This is a genomic window from Actinoplanes auranticolor, from assembly GCF_018332655.1.
In the GTDB taxonomy this organism is placed as follows: domain Bacteria; phylum Actinomycetota; class Actinomycetes; order Mycobacteriales; family Micromonosporaceae; genus Actinoplanes; species Actinoplanes auranticolor.
The window spans coordinates 103,574-120,053 of record NZ_BOQL01000044.1 but is presented as its reverse complement, the minus strand read 5'-3'; the positions used below and the strand labels follow the sequence as shown (position 1 = coordinate 120,053).

Genomic DNA, 16,480 nt, shown 5'->3' with positions numbered 1-16,480 from the left:
AGCCGGATCGAACTGCCACTGTAGGGGGCGGTACGACAGGCTGCGAAGTGTGCACCTGGTCACTTTCCGGGCGGCCGGTCATCGGACTCAGACCACCGAGAACTTCTCCGGCAGGGCCGCGCGGCCGGTGAGGGCGCGCAGCACCAGCTCACCGTCGCCGACGGCCGCGGCTATCCGGGCGGCCAGCGCGACGGCCTCGGCCACGGCGTCCGGCGGCACCGCGAAGGTCACCCCGGCGGCGGTGGCGATGTCCGTGCCGTGCACGACCAGCTCGAAGGTCCGCGTGGGCAGCCAGTCGCGGACCCGCATGCCGCCGGCCGCGGTGGTCACCACGTCGTCGTCACGGGCGGCGGCGAGCGCGGCGGTGGCCTGGCCGGCGAGCTCGCTGACCCGGGCGGCCGGATCGTCGCCGAGCCAAGCGCCGGTCTCCCGGGCGTCCGTCGACGAGGCGGCCGTCGCCGCGGCGTACAGCTCGGGCGGTGCGGAGCGGGCGAACGCCCAGTAGTCCTCGGGGGCGCCGAGGGTCACTGAGGCAGCGGGGGAGGCCAGGACCGGGGCCACCTGGCGCAGGGCGGAGCCGACGGTGTGGCCGACCAGCTCCCGCAGGCTCCAGTCAGCCAGGCCGGGGCCGTCCCAGCGGTCCGCCGGCAGCCGGGACACGAGGTCGGCGAACGAGACGGCAGCGGCCCGGTACGTACGGCGGTAGTCCATGCCCCTCAATCTGTCACGGCGACCGGCTGTCCCACGATCGGCCGGCGGGCGGTCAGGTCGTGGCGGGCAGGCCGAAGACGTGGCTCAGGCCGGTCACCTGGATCGCCTTGCGGACCGGCTGCGACGGGTTGGTCAGGGTCAGCGACACCCCGTTGCTCGCTGCGGTGTTGCGCGCGCTCACCAGCGCTCCCAGCGCGTACGAGTCGATGAAGGTGACCTCGCTGACGTCCACGTTCAGATACCGGCACTCCCCGCTCGCGGCGGCGGCCGCCAAGCTGTCGCGGACCGCGTCCGCGCGGTCCAGGTCCATCTCGCCGGCGAGGGCGGCGACCACCAGACCATCGGCGTCGACCTGCTGATACGTGACCACGGCGTCGTTCGGCATTCACCAGAGGATAGTCGCCGGCCCGGGATTGTCGATTCGAGGACCGCCCATTCGTGTAGCGGGTGCAGGGCCGCACGGTGCGGTCCGGCGGAAGGGGGACAGCCATGGGTGAGATCGTGGTCGTGGAGCAGATGACCTTGGACGGTGTCATGCAGGCACCAGGCAGTGCCGAGGAGGACGACCGGGGCGATTTCCCGTACGGCGGCTGGGCCGGCCCCTACGCCGATGAGGTGGCCGCCGCCACCATGGGCAAGGGGATGGGTGAGGACGGGGCGATGCTGTTCGGCCGGCGGACCTACGTCAGCTTCCACGGCGCCTGGGCCGGGCAGACCGACGGCAACCCGTACACCGAGGTGCTCAACCGCAAGACCAAGTACGTGGTCTCGGGCACCCTGACCGAGCCGCTGCCCTGGCAGAATTCGGTGCTGGTGACCGGCCCGGTCAGCGACGCGGTCGCGAAGCTGAAGGCCGACGTCGCCGGTGCGCTGGTGGTGCTGGGCAGCGGGATGCTGGTCCGGTCGCTGGCCGCCGCGGGACTGATCGACGAGTACGTGCTGTCGATCAACCCGCTCGTGCTGGGCGCCGGGACGAAGTTGTTCGGCGACGGCGCCCCGGCGTACCGGGCGATGTCCCTGGTCGACACGGCGACCACCACGACCGGCGTGATCATCGCCCGCTACCGCCCGGCGGTCACCGGGTAGGCCGGCCGTAGGTCTCCAGAAGCCGCAGCCAGATCTCGCTGACCGTGGGGTACGCCGGCACGGCGTGCCACAGCCGGGCCAGCGGCACCTCACCGACGACCGCGATCGTCGCCGACTGCAGCAGCTCGGCGACGTCCGGTCCGGCGAAGGTCACGCCGAGCACCACCTCGCGCTGCTCGTCGACCACCATCCGCGCGGTGCCGGTGTACCCGTCCGCGTGCAGGCTCGCCCCGGCGACCCGGCCGAGGTCGTAGTCGACGACGCGGATCCGGTACCCGGCCTCGCGCGCGGCCGCCGCCGTGAGCCCGACCGAGGCCACCTGCGGGTCGGTGAAGACGACCTGGGGGACCGCCCGGTGGTCGGCGGTCGCGACGTGGGTGCCCCAGGGCGCGTCCGAGACCGGAGCGCCCGCCGCCCGGGCCGCGATCACGTCCCCGGCCGCCCGGGCCTGGTACTTGCCCTGGTGGGTCAGGAGCACGCGGTGCGTCACGTCGCCGGCGGCGTAGAGCCAGTCCGAGCCCGGCACCCGCATGGTGTCGTCGGTGGTGATCCAGTCGCCCGGGGTGAGCCCGGCGGTCTCCAGGCCGATGCCGCTGGTACGCGGCGTGCGCCCGGTCGCCACCAGCACCTCCTCGGCCGTGATGGTGGCGCCGTCGCCGGTGCGGATCTCGACGCCGTCCGCGGTCCGGGTGACCCGGGTGGTGGCGGTGCCGAGCAGGACCGTGGCGCCCAGCTCGCGCAGCGCGGCGGCGACGAGCTCGCCGGCGAACGGTTCCATGCCGCTCAGCAGGCCGCTGCGGGCCAGCACGGTCACCTTCGTGCCGAAGCCGGCGTACGCCGTGGCCATCTCCGTGGCGACGACCCCGCCGCCGATGATCGCCAGGCTGCCCGGCACCTTGCGGGCGCCGGTGGCTTCGCGGCTGGTCCAGGGCCGCGCCGCGCGCAGCCCGTCGATGTCCGGCACGGCCGCGCCGGAGCCGGTGGCGATCGCGACGGCGTGGCGGGCGGTGAGCACGGTGGTGCTGCCGTCCGCGGCGGTGACGGTGACCTCCCGGACGCCGGTCAGGGCGCCGTGGCCGCGGATCAGCGAGATGCCTGCGCCCTCGGCCCACTCCACCTGGCCGGCGTCGTTCCAGTTGCTGGTGAAGGAGTCGCGCCGGGCCAGGACCGCCGGCACGTCCAGGGGGCCGGTCACGGCCTCGCCGGCGCCGCCGACCTGCCGGGCGGCCCGGCGGGCCTCGGCCGGGCGCAGCAACGCCTTGGACGGCATACAGGCCCAGTAGGAGCATTCGCCGCCGACGAGTTCGTGCTCGACGAGGACGGCGGTCAGCCCGCCCCGGACGGCGCGGTCGGCGATGTTCTCGCCGACCGGCCCGGCGCCCAGCACGATCACGTCGTAGCCGGTCTCGCTGCTCTGTGTCATGTGCCTTGCGTACCACTCGCGAGAGGGCTCCGGGGGACCGGGGCGCATCCGTACCCCGCGGGTTCGATGATCGTGCAGAAGGTTGCGCATCTTCCTTGGACACTGCACGGTTGTATGCACGTGCACCGGGGCACAGAAGTGGGCAGGGGGGAGACAATGACTTCGGCGGATCAGGACTATCGCAGCGGCCCCACAGCGCTGCGCATCCAGCTCGGTGTGCAGCTGCGGCGCCTGCGGCAGGCGCGGGGCATCTCCCGCGAGGCCGCGGGCTGGGAGATCCGCGGCTCGGAGTCGAAGATCAGCCGGATGGAGCTCGGCCGCGTGCCCTTCAAGGAACGGGACGTTGCTGACCTGCTCACCCTCTATGGCGTCGGGGAGCCGCAGGCCACGGCGCTGCTGGAGCTCGCCCGGCGGGCCAACACCCCGGCCTGGTGGCGGCAGTTCGGCGAGGTCGTACCGCAGTGGTACCTGTCCTACCTGGGCCTGGAGGAAGCGGCTTCGCTGATCCGGGCGTACGAGGCGCACTTCGTGCCCGGTCTGCTGCAGACGCCGGACTACGCCCGGGCGGTGCTGCGCCGTGAGCACCCGGCCGCGCCGGCGGCGGAGATCGAGCGGCGCATCGAGCTGCGGCGCAACCGACAGCGCGTGCTGACCCGGCCGGATCCGCCGCACTTCTGGGCGGTGCTCGACGAGGCGGTGCTGCGCCGGGAGATCGGTGGCCGCAACGTGATGCGGGCGCAGGTGGGGGCCCTGCTGGAGGCGGCCCAGCGGCCCAACGTCCGGCTGCAGATCGTGCCGTTCCATCAGGGAGCCGCGGGGCCGGCCGATTTCCCGTTCGCCATCATGCGGTTCTCGGAGCCGGAGCTGCCGGACGTGGTCTACGTCGAGCAGCTGACCGGAGCGATCTATCTCGACAAGCCGGGCGACGTGGAGCGTTACCTGGTCGCGATGGAGCGGGCCTGCCTCGAGGCCGAGCCGCCGGAGCGCACGGTGGCTTTGCTCGATGACGCGCTGCATCAGATCGCGCGCTGACAGTCACGGCGACACACCGGGCATCGTCCGAACGGTGGACCGAACCGGCGGATCTTCCACTTCTGGTCCCGTGTGCATATGCACGTGCATCCGGCCTTGCTTCCGCGCGCGCATATGACGATGCTTGGGCACGTGCACAAAGCCCGGACGAGGAGTGAAGTCATGGACGCCAATCGCGGCCCGAACCGGCCGGTGAGCCACTTCGCGGAGACCGACTACTGCTACGGCACCGGCTCCCTCGATCTGCGGGTGGAACGGGTCGACTGGAACCGGCCGATCCAGCGCGACGGGGAGAACTGGTACGAGGTCGAAGGCGTCGAGTTCACGCCGGACGGCCGGGAGATCGGCCGCCGGCAGGCTCTGGTACGCGGCCGCCGGCTCTCCGCGCTGCCCCGCAACACCCGCTCCTGAGCCCGCCGGCCCGGGTCAGCTGCCCGCGTTGATGGACGACGACGCCAGCGCGCCGTTCATCAGGCCCCAGCGCTGCAGCAGTTCGGTGTAGCGCCCGGAGCGGATGAGCGAGTCCAGCGCGGCGCGCAGCGCGTCCCGGAGTTCGGTGTTGTCCTTGGCCACGGCCAGACCCATCAGGCCCGGCTCGTACTGCACGGTCGAGGCGAGCTGGTAGTACGAGCGGGTCCGGGCGTCGGTGGCGAGGTGCGCGGCCGGCGGATAGTCGTTCAGGATGGCGACCGCCCGCCCGGTGCGGACCTGCAGCAGGGCGTCCGCATTGTTCTTGAAGGTCTTGATCACGATCTTGTTCGCGCCGCAGCTCGGCTGGGAGCGACGCAACAGGTCGGCCTGCACAGTGGACTTCTCCACCGCCACGACCGCGCCGCACAGGTCTTTGAGGTCGGAGATGCCGCGCGGGTTGCCCCGCTGCACGACGATCGCGGTGCCGGCCGAGAAGTAGTCGACGAAGTCCACCTTCTTCTCCCGTTCCGCGGTGTCGGTCATCGAGGACAGAACCCCGTCGTAGTTGCCCTTGACGGTCTCGTCGATGGCCGAGCTGAAGTCGGCCGCCACCATCTCCACCCGGATCCCGGTGACCGAACCGAGCGCCGCGGCCAGATCCGCGTCGAAGCCGATGATGGTGCGGCCGTCGGGCGCGTAGGACTCCATCGGCGCGTAGCTGGGGTCCGTGGCGAGCTGGATGCTGCCCCGGTCGCGGACGGCGTCCGGCAGCATGGCCCGGATCTGCTCGTCCACCACCACTTCACCGGCCGCCGCGTCCTCGGTGCCGGCGGAGGCCGAGCCGCAGCCGCCGGCGGTCAGGGCCAGGGCGATGCCGGTGACGGCCAGTCGGACGCGACGGCTCAGGGAGTGCTTCATCGGATACCTCCGGTACTCAGGGAATCAGGTTCGGCGGGCAGGGCGACGGGGACTGCGTCGAGCTCGGCGCGGGCGTGCCGGCCGCTGCCGCGGGGGTTCAGGTAGAGATCGAGCAGGTGCGGCCAGGCGGTCGGCCGGGCGAAGAGGTAGCCCTGCGCGTCGTCGCAGCCGGCCTCCGCGAGCCAGGCGCTCACCGCCGGCGTCTCCACGCCCTCGGCGGTGACCCGCAGGCCGAGCCCGTGCGCCAGGGCGATCACGGAACGCACGATCGCCTGGTTCGGCGCGTCGGTGTCCAGGTCGGTGACGAAGCTGCGGTCGATCTTGACCTCGGCGACCGGGACGGACCGCAGCTGGGACAGGCTGGTGAAGCCGATCCCGAAGTCGTCGACCGAGACGCCGATGCCGAGCGCGGTCAGCTCCACCACCGCGTCGGCGGCCGTCGCGGCGTCCCCGGCCAGCGCGGTCTCGGTGACCTCCAGCAGCAGCCGCCCGGAGGGCGTGCCGTGCTCGGCCACCAGCGCGGCCACGACCCGCGGGAAACCGGGCGCCTCCAGGTTGCGCGCCGACACGTTGACGGCCACCGGCCACTGCTGGCCCAGCGCTGTCCAGCCGGCCTGGTCGTCCAGGGCCCGGCGCAGCACCCAGGCGGTCAGCGGCTCGATGAGCCCGGACTGCTCGGCAGCGGGCAGGAACTCGGCCGGCGACAGCAGCCCGCGCGACGGGTGCTGCCAGCGGACCAGGGCCTCCAGTCCGCTGATTCCGTCGTCGGCGAGGCGCACCTTGGGCTGGTAGTGCAGAACGAGCTCGTCGCGCTCCAGGGCGTGGCGCAGTTCCGTCTGCACCATCAGCCAGTGGGCGGGGTGCGCCACCTGGTCGCGGTCGTACAGGACGATGTCGGCCGTACCGCGCTTGCCCTGGTACATCGCGGCGTCGGCGTGCTGCAGCAGCTCCTCGACGTCGGTGCCGTGCTCCGGGTACAACGCGACGCCGAAGCTGGCCTCGATGCGCAGCGCGACCCCGTCCAGCAGGGTCTCCCGGACGAGCTCGCCGCGGGCCGTCTCGAGCAGCTCCAGCACGGCATCGCGGGGCAGGGCGGGCAGGATCAGGCCGAACTCGTCGCCGCCGAGGCGCGCGACGGTGCCGGTGCCGCCGACCGCGCCGGACAGGCGGGACGCGACCACTTTGAGCAACTCGTCGCCCGCGTGGTGACCGAGCGTGTCGTTGACTTCCTTGAAGCGGTTGAGGTCGACCAGCACGACGGCGCCGCCCGGGCCGTCCGCCGTGACGCTGTCCCGGGCGCGCGAGCGGAACGCGGCCCGGTTGGGCAGGCCGGTCAGCGCGTCGTGCAGCGCCTCGTGCTCCTGCCGGGAGGCGTAGCGGCGCAGCGACCGCGAGGTGGACCATGCGATCAGGGCGAGCACCAGGTACAGCGCGGCCAGGGCCGAGCCGAGCCGCCAGTAGGTGACGTACATCTGCCGGCGCAGGTGGGCGGCGATGGCGTCGTACGGAAGGTAGAGCTCCAGCACCCCCACCGCCTGTCCGGAGGCACCGACGATGACCGGCTGCAGCACCCGGATCACCAGGCCGGAGCTGCGCCGGGAGTCGGCGACCACGGCGACGTCGGTCCGGCCGGCGGCCGCCGCACGGAACGCCGCCGCGGACACCGGGATGCCCCCGGCGGTGGAGCCGTCGTCGGAGAAGGCGACCTGCCCGGCGAAGCTGCGCAACCGCATGCTGAGCACCGAGCCGTGGAAGATCGCGAGGTCGGTGGCCTCCTGCAGACGCTGCCGCTGGGTCGTGGTCAGCCCGGCGGCCAGATCGGCGCCGTCCAGCGCGGGTGCGACGGCCATCTCCTCGATGATCTGGGCCTGGGCGCGGCCCTGATCCTCGCTCTGCCGGGCCGCGTCCTCGCGGTAGCCCTGGACCAGCAGGCCGCCGAGCAGTCCGACGAGCACCAGGCTGGCCACGGCATAGGCGAGGAACACGCGCGAGCCCGCGCTGGTGCTCCGGCCGTTCCCGCTGCGCCTCATGGTCCCTCTATCGACCCCGGCGGGGCCGACTGAAGCGGTTGGCGGAGCAGGGCCGTCACCTGGGGTCATTGACTGCCCGAACATGTTCATGATCACCGGGCCGGGCAGCCCGTCGGTCTATCCCCGGGCGAACTCCTGGTACATGGGCGCCAACGTGCCCGGCAAGCCGCGTGTGCTCATGCCGTACGCCGGTGGGGTGGGCGCGTACCGCAAGCGGTGCGACGAGGTCGCCGCGAAGGGCTACGAGGGCTTCGCCCTGTCCGTCTGACGAAACCCGAAGGAGCGCACCCATGTCCCCGCGCGGTGCCGGGGCCGGTCGGCGACCCGGACCTCACCGTACGGATCTACCGGCCGCGCAACGCCACCGGAACTCTGCCCGGCATCTACTTCATCCACGGCGGCGGGATGATCCTCGGCACCGTCGCCGGGGAGGACCCGACCGCCGCTTTCCTCTGCGACGAGGCCGGCGCGGGCGGTGGCCTGCTCATCGCCACCGCGCTGATGGCCCGCGACTCCGGGGTGCCCACCGAGCTGCACGTGCACCCGGGCAGCTACCACGCCGCCGAGACCTTCGCGGCCGACGCGGCGCTCTCCCGGCGGACCTGGGCCCTGCGGACGGACGCGTTGCGCCGCGCGCCGGCCTGACCCCGTTCCGGCGGCGGGTACTGAATCGTGGCCGATTTTCCTAAAAGGTACGAAAAGCCACAAAGAGGCCGCTAGCTTGATCTCAGTACCTGTCCACAAGAGAAGGGTTCGTCATGAAACTGGTTCGAGGCTTCGCGCTGATCGTGGGGGTGGCCACCGCTGCCCTGGCCTTCTCGGCTCCCGCGAGCGCGCACGGCTACGACGACGACGACTACTACTACGACAACGGTCACCACGGCAGTCAGCACAGCAGTGACAACGTCGGTCTGCTGAACGGCAACCAGGCGTACTTCCCGGTGCACATCCCGCTCAACGTCTGCGGCAACAGCATCGCGATCCTCGGCCTGGCGAACAGCAACGCCGGCTGCGTCAACGACTGACGACCCGACCCGGGTAGGTGCCGGCCGTCGCCCACGGACGGCACCTACCACCTCGGCCGCGCCGCCTCAGCCGCGGCCCACCCGTAACGTGCCGACCCCGGCGACCGCGTCCAGGTCGATCCGGTTCTTGCTGCCGGCCCAGTCCGGCGACAGGAACGACGCACCCCGCGCGACGCCGTCATCGGTGCGCCCGTCCAGCTTGACCTGGCCCGCCCCGCCGCGTGCCCGTACCCGCACCGGCACCCCCTGATCCGTGGAGACCTCGAAGCGGTTCACCCCGCCCGACAACCGGATCGGCAGCGTGCCGTCCGGCTTGGGCAGCGTCAGATCGATACGCGCCGCGTCGCCGGCGAAGTCCACCGCGTCCACCTCGGCGTCACCGAGGTCGAACACCCCGGCCTTGATCCCGCCGGTGATCCGCATGCTCCATCGGACCTCGGCGTTGAGCAGCACGGTCACCGCCGCGTCGGGCCGCTTGGCCTTCTCGTCGAGGAACAGCCGCACGCCTTTCCCGCTCACCTGGGCGCGCGGCAGCACGCTGCCGTCCGGCGGCGTGGTGATCCGGTACAGGTCATCGCCGATGTCACCGGTGCGCAGATCGATCACCGCGGTGTCGCTGACCAGCTCGAACGCCGCCGTGGCGCGGCCCCGCGCGGGCGCGGAGATCACATTGGCCGGCGCGGGCGCCGAGGACGGTGGATCGGTCTGCGGCTCGATCGGCTGCGGCGCAATGGTCTGGGGTTCGATGGGCTGCTGCGGTGCGGTCGCCGGTGGTGGCGCCTCGGTGCCGGGCTGCGGAGCCTGGGCCACCGGGGCCGCGTCCCGGCCGAGAAGGACGAACCCGGCGAAGCCGGCCCCCGCCACCAGGACGGCGGCCAGCGCGACCGCCGCCAGCAAGGACCGCTTCGGCCTGCGGGGCGGCGGGAACGTCAGGTGGTCGGTGCTGTCGCGGCCGATGCCTTTGCGGCCGCCGTCGTTGCCTTCGCGGGTGCCGGAGCGCAGCAGCGCATCAACCGCCGCCTCCGTCGGTTCGTCGGTGTAGTGGTCGGCGGGCGGGCCGATCCGGTGCGGCGCGTCGGGCCAGTAGTCCGAGATCGACGGCAGCGTGGGGGGCGTGGGGTCGGCGGGACGCCGGTACGGCGCGTCCGGGTCTGCCGGGGCGGGGTTGTCCACTGCGCGTTGCTCCCTCGAGGGCAAGCACCGCCGGCCGCAGGTTCGCCGTGGCCGTCGGCGCGTGGTGATTCCCTCGTGACTACGGATGGGAAAGCGGTTCGGATCGATCACGGACGGTGAACCGGGGCTTGCCTCTTGCCACCGGCCACTTTTGCCCCGAATATTGCTGCTGCGCCCGCCAGCGCGCGGCTCCCCGCAGCGTGCTCCAGTGAACGGATCCGGATGTCGCCAGAGGATGGCCCGCTCGCCGACGAGTGGGTACCACCGCCCCAGCACTTCGCCCCATCCCCGCGCACGACGGCGAGCGTCCCGATGGCCGCCGTCCAGGCTCCCGCGCCGCACCGGGCCACCGCGCCCGGTCGCCTGCGTACGGTCGTGGTCGCCGCCGCCGTGATCACCCTGCTCGCCGCAGTCGGACTGGCCGTCACCTCCGGTGAGGAGAAACGTCCAGGACCACTCTTCGTGGCTCTGCCGACCGCGCCGCCGGTGACGGTCGTGCCGAGCGAGTCGTCGCAGGCCGCCGCACCGGAGGAACGCCCCGCCCGGCCGGCGACCAGCCGGGTCCGCGACGTGGTGCCGCCGTCCCGCACCCCGGCCGGCAACTCGGTCCGGACGCCCTCGGCCACGCCGGCGGTCGTTCTGCCGGTGGTGGGCCGGGAGCTCGGGCTGGAGCCGGTGGGGGAGCGCGGCCGCCGGGTCCGGCACCGCGACTTCGTGGCCCGGATCGACCCGGTCGGACCGGGCAGCCGCGAGCTGGACCGGGCCGACTCCCGGTTCACCGCCCGGGCGGGCCGCGGCGACGCCGCCTGCCTGTCGTTCGAGTCGTTCAACTACCCGGGCTATTTCCTGCGCTCGCGGCAGTCCGCGCTGCGCCTCGAACGGGCGGACGGCAGCCGCGGGTACGACGCCGACGCGACGTTCTGCGCGATCCCCGCGGCGAGCGGCGGGTTCGTGCTGCGCAGCCGGAGCGCCCCGGACCGCTACGTGACCGAACGTGACGCCGTGTTGTCACTGAACCGGGTGCCGCCGGGCGCGGCGCAGGCGTTCGTCACGCGACCGCCGCTCTGAGCCGTCCCGGTCGCCGACCGGCGTCCGCTGGCCGGGAGACGCGCGGCCCGAAGCCGGTCCGGACCGCTCGGATCGTTCGCGCCGCGCGACCGCTCGGCTGTGCGACCGCTCGGCTGTGCGGCCGCCCGGGGCGTGCCAGCTCGCGGAGACTGCGGGGGCTTTCGCGGCCCTCGGGCCGCCCGCAGCCGGGTCAGGCCGAGTCGCGCCAGACGATCGGGGTCGGGAGCAGCACGTTGCCCGGCGCCGGCTCCTCGCCGCGCAGCTGGCGCAGCACCAGGTCCGCCGCGTTGCGCCCGATCTCCCGCGCCGGCTGGTGCACCGTCGACAGCGGCGGCTGCGTCCGCAGGGCCCAGGAACTGTCGTCGAAGCCGACCACCCCGATGTCCGCCGGCGCGCTGCGGCCCGCTTCGCGCAGCACCTCCAGCGCACCCGCCGCCAGCGCGTCCGAGGCGGCGAAGAGCCCGTCGACTACTGGCAGGGCCTGATCGACAAGAAGCTCGTCTCCGCGGTGCCGCCGTGGACCCCGGAGTGGGACAACGCCTACAACACCGACAAGTCCTGGACCTGGATCTCCGCGGTCTGGGGAGCCAACTCCATCGCCACCGGCGCGCCGAAGACGGCGGGCAAGTGGAAGGTCGCCCCGATGCCGCAGTGGGCCGCCGGGGAGAAGAAGGCCGGCAACTGGGGCGGGTCGTCCACCGCGGTCTTCAAGAGCTCGAAGCACCCGTACGAGGCCGCGCAGTTCGCGCTGTGGCTGAACACCTCCGAGGAGGCGCTGACGCTGCTCAACGAGAAGGCGCAGCTGTACCCGGCGACCAAGGCGGGCGCCTCGCTGCCGGCGCTCAAGAAGGGCGTCGCGTTCTACGGCGACCAGCCCATCTACGACGTCTTCGCCGAGGCCTCCACCCAGGTCGTCCCGGACTTCACCTGGGGACCGACGATGACCTCGACCTACGCCAACGCCTCGGACGGGTTCAAGTCCGCGGTCTCCGGCAAGGGCACCCTCAACGACGCCCTTGCCGCGGCCCAGGCGTCGACCGTCCAGACGCTGAAGTCGCAGGCGATCCCGGTCGAGGAGTGACCCGCTGAGGCGGCCGGGGTCAGTACTTGAAGTGGCTGACCAGGGACTGCAGGTGGTGGGCCATGCCGCTGAGCTCGACGACCGCCTGCCGGGACTGGCCGATGCCCTCGGTGCTGACCTGGGTGGCATCGGCCAGGCCGGTGATGTTCGCGGCGATGTCACCCGCCCCGGCGGCCGCGGCCGCGACACTGCGGCTCATCTCCTCGGTGGTCGCGGTCTGCTCCTCGACCGCGCTGGCGATCGTGGCCTGGTAGTCGTTGATCTCCGCGATGACCGAGCTGATCTCCCCGATCGCGGTCACCGCGCCGGTGGTGTCCGTCTGGATCGCCTGGACCCGCCGGGAGATGTCCTCGGTGGCCCGGGCGGTCTCCTGGGCCAGGTCCTTGACCTCGGACGCCACCACCGCGAAGCCCTTACCCATCTCGCCGGCCCGGGCCGCCTCGATGGTGGCGTTCAGCGCCAGCAGGTTGGTCTGCCCGGCGATCGCGGTGATCACCTTGATCACATTGCCGATCTCGGCCGAGGACTCGCCGAGCTTGCCGACCTGGGCCGTGGTGGCCTCCGCGACGGAGACCGCCTTGCCGGCCACCTCGGCCGCGGCGGTGGCGTTCTGCGCGATCTCGCGGATCGACTGGCCCATCTCCTGAGTACCCTTGGCCACGCTCGACACGTTCTCCGAGACCCCGGCGGCGGCCCGGGACACCTCCTGCGCCTGGCCGGCGGACCGCTCGGCCGACGAGGCGATGGTGGTCGAGGTCGCGGACATCTCCTCGGCCGCGGCGGCGACCGAGTCCGCGGAACCGGCGACCGACGAGACCACCCGGCGCATGTTGGCCTGCGCCTGGTCCAGGGCCTGCGCCATCTGGCCGACCTCGTCCCGGCCGGTCACCTCGGCCCCGACGGTGAGGTCGCCGTCGGCCATCGCCCGCAGCGCGGTCCGGACCCGCTCCAGCGGCCGGGTGATCGACCGCACCACCACGGCGGCGAGCAGACAGACGACGAGGGCGGCCAGGGCCACGGCGATCAACAGGATGCGCTCGGCCCGTACGCGGCTCGCGGCGGCGGACTGCTGGGAGCGCTCGACGGTGTCGAGGAACAGTGCACGTTCGTTGGCCAGCACGGCACTGAACAGATAGTTGTCGACACCGATCTGCTCCCAGGACAGCCGGGCGGCCGCCTGATCCACCCCGGCGCCGGCGACGAAGCGGGTCAGCGTGGCGGTGTAGTCGGCGGCGACCGTCTTGATCCGTCCCACGGCGGCCGACAGCCCGCGCGGCAGCGGCACCGCCTCCAGCTCGGCGACCAGAGCGTTCGTGGCGTCGACCTGCTCGGCGAGCAACGCGGCCTGGGCTTTGGCGTCGGCCCGGATGACCGACTGCAGGCCGTTGACCTTGAGCTCGCTGGCCGCCCGGTCGAGCTGCAGCACGAGGGCGCTCGCCGTGGTCAGCGTCCCCAGCCGGTCGGCGGTGCGCTCGGCGACACGGTCGTTGACCACGGTCACCGCCAGGCAGCCGGCCAGGGCCAGCAGGCTGGCGGCGACCAGCACGGTCAGCTTCACCCGTACGGGAAGGTCCAGGAACCACCGGGCGGCGGGAACGCTGGTCATCGACGACTCTCCTCGCGGGCGCGGCGGCATCAGGCGGTGATCTCGGCGGCGGTGTAGTAGCCGCTGTCGACCAGGACGCGCCGGTAGTTGGACTTGTCGACGTTGACCGGCTGCAGCAGGAACGTGGGGATCACCTTGACGCCGTTGTTGTACTGCTCGGTGTCGTTGACCTCCGGGCGCCCGCCGGTCAGCAGCGAGTTGGTCATCTGCACCGTGACCTTGGCCAGCTCACGGGTGTCCTTGTAGACGGTCTCGGTCTGCTTGCCCGCGGCGATCAGCTTGACCGAGTCGAGCTCGGCGTCCTGGCCGGTGATGACGGGCAGCTTCTTCGCGCCGCCGTACCCCGCGGCCCCGAGCGCCTCGAGAATGCCCCGGCTGAGCCCGTCGTACGGCGAGAGCACCGCGTCGACCCGCGCGGACCGGTAGTCGGCGGCGAGCAGGCGGGCCATCCGCTGCTTGGCGACCGCGCCGTCCCAGCGCAGGGTGGCAACCTTGGCGAAGCCGGTCTCCCCGCTGCGCACCACCAGCCGCCCGGAGTCGATCTGCGGACGCAGCACACTCATCGCGCCGTTGAAGAAGAAGGTGGCGTTGTTGTCGTCCGCGGACCCGGCGAACAGCTCGACGTTGAACGGCCCCTTGCCCTTCAGCCCGTCGAGGATGGCGGTGCCCTGCAGCACCCCGACCTTGAAGTTGTCGAAGGTCGCGTAGTAGCTCAGGTCGGCGCTGTCCCGGATCAGCCGGTCGTAGGCGATCACCGGAATCTTCGCGGCGGCGGCCCGCCCCAGCACACCCTTGAGCGCGGTCCCGTCGATGGCGGCGATCACGAGTGCCTTGTCGCCCCGCGCCACCATCGCCTCGAGCTGGCTGACCTGCGCCTTGACGTCGTCGTCGGCGTACTGGACGTCGGGCCGGTAGCCGAGCAGCGTGAACTGCCGGGCCAGGTTGTCCCCGTCGGCGATCCACCGCTCGGACTTCGTGGTCGGCATAGCGATCCCGACACTGCCCCGATCCGGCGCCGCGGCGATGTCATCCTCGCCGTCCCCACCACACCCGGAAACCGCCAGCACCAGCAGCACGGCGGCGAACGCGCGTCTCCCCATCATCAACCGGCCCTCTCGCAGCACAACTTCGGTCCGACGCGAAACATGAGCAGCCTATGCCACCAAACCACACAAAAGTGGTAATTCCGCGAGACACCGGTGTAGCACCGGATCGCTACGATGACCCATCGACACCGGTCAGCGCGGGGGTGGATATGAGTGCCGGAGTGTGGGACGGTGATCCCATCCTGGAGCCGGGAGCGGCGCTGGACAGGCTGGCGGCCTGGAAGGACCGGATCGACCGGATGGCCGTCGACACCAGGGCGATGAGCGACCAGCTCGGGCAGCTGCGGGTCACCGCCACCGACGGGAGCGGGATGGTCGAGGTCGCCGTCGACGCCCAGGGCGCGCTGATGGATCTACGGCTGGGACGCCGGATCCACCAGCTGGAGCCGGAGCGGGTCGCCGAGGCGATCATGACAACGATCCAGGAAGCCCGGCGACGGACCGCGGGACGGGCTCGGGAGATCGTCGCGGAGACGATCGGCACGCAGTCCCCGGCCGCCCAGGCGATCGCGACTCAGGTCGGCGAGCGGCTGACCGGCGCAGACATCACCGGCGAGCGGCGACCGGAGCGGTGACCGACGAGCTCAGCGTCGACGCGGCGCAGATCCGCCGGCACATAGCCCACCTCGAATCGGTACGCGCCCGGTTCGGTGCGGTCAGGTCGGCCAGCGCCTCCATCGCCCAGGACGGCGCGGCGTACGGGCTGCTCTGCGCCTGGCTGCCGCCGGTGCTGCAGGGACGGCACCAGCGGCAGGACGGCCTGGTCGCGTACGTGGAGGAGAATCTGGCGCTGGCCGCCGACGCGCTCGCCGAGGTCGCCACGGCGTACGAAGACGCCGACGCCGGTGCCGCCGAGGCGGTCCGCAAGGCCGGTGAACGGCCGGGACGGTGAGCGACCAGTCCCTGGTCGCTGACGTTTCCTCGACCCGTCAGCCATGGACGGGGATGTCGCTGGCGGAGAACTTCGACGGTCTGGTCGCGGCGATCGAGAGCGAGGGATGGGTCGACGACCTGCTCGCCGGGGCGGCCTTCGGCACCGAGGTCGTGGCCACCGCGATCGACCCGTTCAGCGCGCTGCTGGCCAATGGGCTCGGCTGGGCGATGGAATACTTCGAGCCGCTGCAGCACGTGCTCGACCAGCTCGCCGGCATGCCCGACGTGGTCGCCGCGCACGCCACCACCTGGGACAACATCGCCGTCGAGCTGAGCGGCGCGGCGGACGATCTGGCCGCGCACCTCAGCGGCGACCTGTCCGACTGGACCGGCCGGGCGGCGACGGCCTACACGGCCATGATGGGCCACAACGTGGCCGCCGTCGGCGGACTGAGCGCGGTCGCCTCGGCGATGGCGGCAGCGACGCAGGCGGCCGGCAACCTGGTCCGCCTCACCCGCGACATCGTCCGGGACCTGATCGCCGACCTGGTCGCCCGGGTCATCGTGTGGGCGGCCGAGGCCGTCTTCGTGGTGACCATCCCGGTGATCGCCGCCCAGATCACCGCCGCGGTGGTCAAATGGGCCGGCCGGATCCTGAGCTACACGACGGCGCTGGTCACCAGCCTGACCAATCTGACCCGCCTGGTGCAGGGGTAGGCGGCCGGGCATGGCCCGACGGGGCAGGAACGGCGAGGCCGACGACGGCTCACCGCGCGGCGGCCGGGCGGGACGTGACCAGGGCGGGGGCAGTGCGAGCATCGCGGCGGCCCAGGAAACGGTCGCGGCCGAAGCCCACCTTGGCCGCCCGGGCGGCGCCGGCGGCGCAGGAAGCAGCGATCAACCGGCCACGCTGGCATCGGCCGGACCGGACACCGGA

Annotated in this window: 21 protein-coding genes; 11 read left to right on the top strand and 10 right to left on the bottom strand. The window is 72.5% G+C overall.

What is annotated here, in order from left to right:
* Nucleotides 1-87: 87 nt before the first annotated feature.
* Together Aau02nite_RS27850 and Aau02nite_RS27845 are read right to left on the bottom strand one after the other, a co-directional pair.
* Nucleotides 88-711 (bottom strand): maleylpyruvate isomerase family mycothiol-dependent enzyme, encoded by a 624-nt coding sequence (locus tag Aau02nite_RS27850; protein ID WP_212991544.1) that lies wholly within the window; start codon nucleotides 709-711, stop codon nucleotides 88-90.
* A gap of 52 nt (nucleotides 712-763) precedes the next feature.
* Nucleotides 764-1,096, bottom strand: a complete 333-nt coding sequence (locus tag Aau02nite_RS27845; protein WP_212991543.1) for an STAS domain-containing protein — start codon at nucleotides 1,094-1,096, stop codon at nucleotides 764-766.
* 104 nt (nucleotides 1,097-1,200) lie between these two features.
* Here Aau02nite_RS27845 and Aau02nite_RS27840 point away from each other — a divergent pair, with 104 nt between their 5' ends.
* The gene (locus Aau02nite_RS27840; protein ID WP_246595485.1) at nucleotides 1,201-1,797 is read left to right on the top strand and encodes a dihydrofolate reductase family protein; all 597 of its coding nucleotides are present in this window, start codon (nucleotides 1,201-1,203) and stop codon (nucleotides 1,795-1,797) included.
* On the opposite strand, the gene Aau02nite_RS27835 is transcribed toward Aau02nite_RS27840, so the two are convergent.
* The gene (locus Aau02nite_RS27835; protein ID WP_212991542.1) at nucleotides 1,787-3,220 is read right to left on the bottom strand and encodes a dihydrolipoyl dehydrogenase family protein; all 1,434 of its coding nucleotides are present in this window, start codon (nucleotides 3,218-3,220) and stop codon (nucleotides 1,787-1,789) included. The two genes, Aau02nite_RS27840 and Aau02nite_RS27835, sit on opposite strands and share 11 nt — an antisense overlap.
* 156 nt (nucleotides 3,221-3,376) lie before the next feature.
* Between Aau02nite_RS27835 and Aau02nite_RS27830 the strand changes: the two genes are divergently transcribed.
* Entirely contained in the window at nucleotides 3,377-4,252 is an 876-nt protein-coding gene (locus Aau02nite_RS27830) for a Sco1979 family transcriptional regulator (protein WP_212991541.1), read from the top strand.
* A 162-nt stretch (nucleotides 4,253-4,414) separates the two neighbouring features.
* Nucleotides 4,415-4,663: a hypothetical protein gene (locus tag Aau02nite_RS27825; protein ID WP_212991540.1), complete on the top strand. Its 249-nt coding sequence runs from the start codon at nucleotides 4,415-4,417 to the stop codon at nucleotides 4,661-4,663.
* Between the two features lie 15 nt (nucleotides 4,664-4,678).
* On the opposite strand, the gene Aau02nite_RS27820 is transcribed toward Aau02nite_RS27825, so the two are convergent.
* Complete coding sequence (locus Aau02nite_RS27820; RefSeq protein ID WP_212991539.1) at nucleotides 4,679-5,581, bottom strand: ABC transporter substrate-binding protein; 903 nt, start codon at nucleotides 5,579-5,581, stop codon at nucleotides 4,679-4,681.
* Nucleotides 5,578-7,611 carry a putative bifunctional diguanylate cyclase/phosphodiesterase gene (locus Aau02nite_RS27815; RefSeq protein ID WP_212991538.1) on the bottom strand — a complete coding sequence of 678 codons (2,034 nt, stop codon included), beginning with the start codon at nucleotides 7,609-7,611 and terminating at the stop codon, nucleotides 5,578-5,580. Before Aau02nite_RS27815 ends, Aau02nite_RS27820 begins: the two co-directional genes overlap by 4 nt.
* Nucleotides 7,612-7,693: 82 nt before the next feature.
* On the opposite strand from Aau02nite_RS27815, the gene Aau02nite_RS27810 reads away from it, so the two are divergent.
* The 3 genes from Aau02nite_RS27810 to Aau02nite_RS27800 all read left to right on the top strand — a co-directional run bounded on the left by Aau02nite_RS27810 (nucleotide 7,694) and on the right by Aau02nite_RS27800 (nucleotide 8,636).
* The gene (locus Aau02nite_RS27810; protein ID WP_212991537.1) at nucleotides 7,694-7,879 is read left to right on the top strand and encodes a hypothetical protein; all 186 of its coding nucleotides are present in this window, start codon (nucleotides 7,694-7,696) and stop codon (nucleotides 7,877-7,879) included.
* Nucleotides 7,880-7,914: 35 nt separating this feature from the next.
* A complete protein-coding gene (locus Aau02nite_RS27805) occupies nucleotides 7,915-8,256 on the top strand; it encodes an alpha/beta hydrolase family protein (RefSeq protein ID WP_212991536.1) in 342 nt (113 codons plus the stop codon).
* Nucleotides 8,257-8,369: 113 nt separating this feature from the next.
* A complete protein-coding gene (locus Aau02nite_RS27800) occupies nucleotides 8,370-8,636 on the top strand; it encodes a chaplin (protein WP_212991535.1) in 267 nt (88 codons plus the stop codon).
* A 66-nt stretch (nucleotides 8,637-8,702) separates the two neighbouring features.
* Here Aau02nite_RS27800 and Aau02nite_RS27795 read toward each other — a convergent pair whose 3' ends face one another.
* The gene (locus Aau02nite_RS27795) at nucleotides 8,703-9,809 is read right to left on the bottom strand and encodes a hypothetical protein (RefSeq protein ID WP_212991534.1); all 1,107 of its coding nucleotides are present in this window, start codon (nucleotides 9,807-9,809) and stop codon (nucleotides 8,703-8,705) included.
* 222 nt (nucleotides 9,810-10,031) lie between these two features.
* Here Aau02nite_RS27795 and Aau02nite_RS27790 point away from each other — a divergent pair, with 222 nt between their 5' ends.
* The gene (locus Aau02nite_RS27790) at nucleotides 10,032-10,877 is read left to right on the top strand and encodes an AbfB domain-containing protein (protein WP_212991533.1); all 846 of its coding nucleotides are present in this window, start codon (nucleotides 10,032-10,034) and stop codon (nucleotides 10,875-10,877) included.
* Nucleotides 10,878-11,067: 190 nt separating this feature from the next.
* Here the strand turns inward: Aau02nite_RS27790 and Aau02nite_RS46725 are convergent, their stop codons facing one another.
* Complete coding sequence (locus tag Aau02nite_RS46725; RefSeq protein ID WP_246595496.1) at nucleotides 11,068-11,301, bottom strand: substrate-binding domain-containing protein; 234 nt, start codon at nucleotides 11,299-11,301, stop codon at nucleotides 11,068-11,070.
* Nucleotides 11,302-11,385: 84 nt separating this feature from the next.
* Here Aau02nite_RS46725 and Aau02nite_RS46720 point away from each other — a divergent pair, with 84 nt between their 5' ends.
* On the top strand, nucleotides 11,386-11,958 hold the full coding sequence (locus tag Aau02nite_RS46720) for a type 2 periplasmic-binding domain-containing protein (protein WP_246595498.1): 573 nt from the start codon (nucleotides 11,386-11,388) through the stop codon (nucleotides 11,956-11,958).
* Between the two features lie 19 nt (nucleotides 11,959-11,977).
* On the opposite strand, the gene Aau02nite_RS27780 is transcribed toward Aau02nite_RS46720, so the two are convergent.
* The gene (locus tag Aau02nite_RS27780) at nucleotides 11,978-13,564 is read right to left on the bottom strand and encodes a methyl-accepting chemotaxis protein (RefSeq protein WP_212991532.1); all 1,587 of its coding nucleotides are present in this window, start codon (nucleotides 13,562-13,564) and stop codon (nucleotides 11,978-11,980) included.
* Between the two features lie 29 nt (nucleotides 13,565-13,593).
* Entirely contained in the window at nucleotides 13,594-14,667 is a 1,074-nt protein-coding gene (chvE, locus tag Aau02nite_RS27775) for a multiple monosaccharide ABC transporter substrate-binding protein (RefSeq protein ID WP_369076756.1), read from the bottom strand.
* 152 nt (nucleotides 14,668-14,819) lie between these two features.
* On the opposite strand from chvE, the gene Aau02nite_RS27770 reads away from it, so the two are divergent.
* Genes Aau02nite_RS27770 through Aau02nite_RS27760 form a run of 3 tightly spaced genes read left to right on the top strand, consistent with a single transcriptional unit; the run spans nucleotide 14,820 to nucleotide 16,260 of the window.
* Nucleotides 14,820-15,245 carry a YbaB/EbfC family nucleoid-associated protein gene (locus tag Aau02nite_RS27770; RefSeq protein WP_212991531.1) on the top strand — a complete coding sequence of 142 codons (426 nt, stop codon included), beginning with the start codon at nucleotides 14,820-14,822 and terminating at the stop codon, nucleotides 15,243-15,245.
* Nucleotides 15,242-15,562, top strand: a complete 321-nt coding sequence (locus tag Aau02nite_RS27765; RefSeq protein WP_212991530.1) for a type VII secretion target — start codon at nucleotides 15,242-15,244, stop codon at nucleotides 15,560-15,562. The genes Aau02nite_RS27770 and Aau02nite_RS27765 overlap by 4 nt, the downstream gene beginning before the upstream one ends.
* Before the next feature lie 53 nt (nucleotides 15,563-15,615).
* Entirely contained in the window at nucleotides 15,616-16,260 is a 645-nt protein-coding gene (locus Aau02nite_RS27760) for a WXG100 family type VII secretion target (protein WP_212991529.1), read from the top strand.
* Nucleotides 16,261-16,309: 49 nt separating this feature from the next.
* Here the strand turns inward: Aau02nite_RS27760 and Aau02nite_RS47485 are convergent, their stop codons facing one another.
* Nucleotides 16,310-16,444 carry a hypothetical protein gene (locus tag Aau02nite_RS47485; protein WP_281421041.1) on the bottom strand — a complete coding sequence of 45 codons (135 nt, stop codon included), beginning with the start codon at nucleotides 16,442-16,444 and terminating at the stop codon, nucleotides 16,310-16,312.
* Nucleotides 16,445-16,480 lie beyond the last annotated feature (36 nt).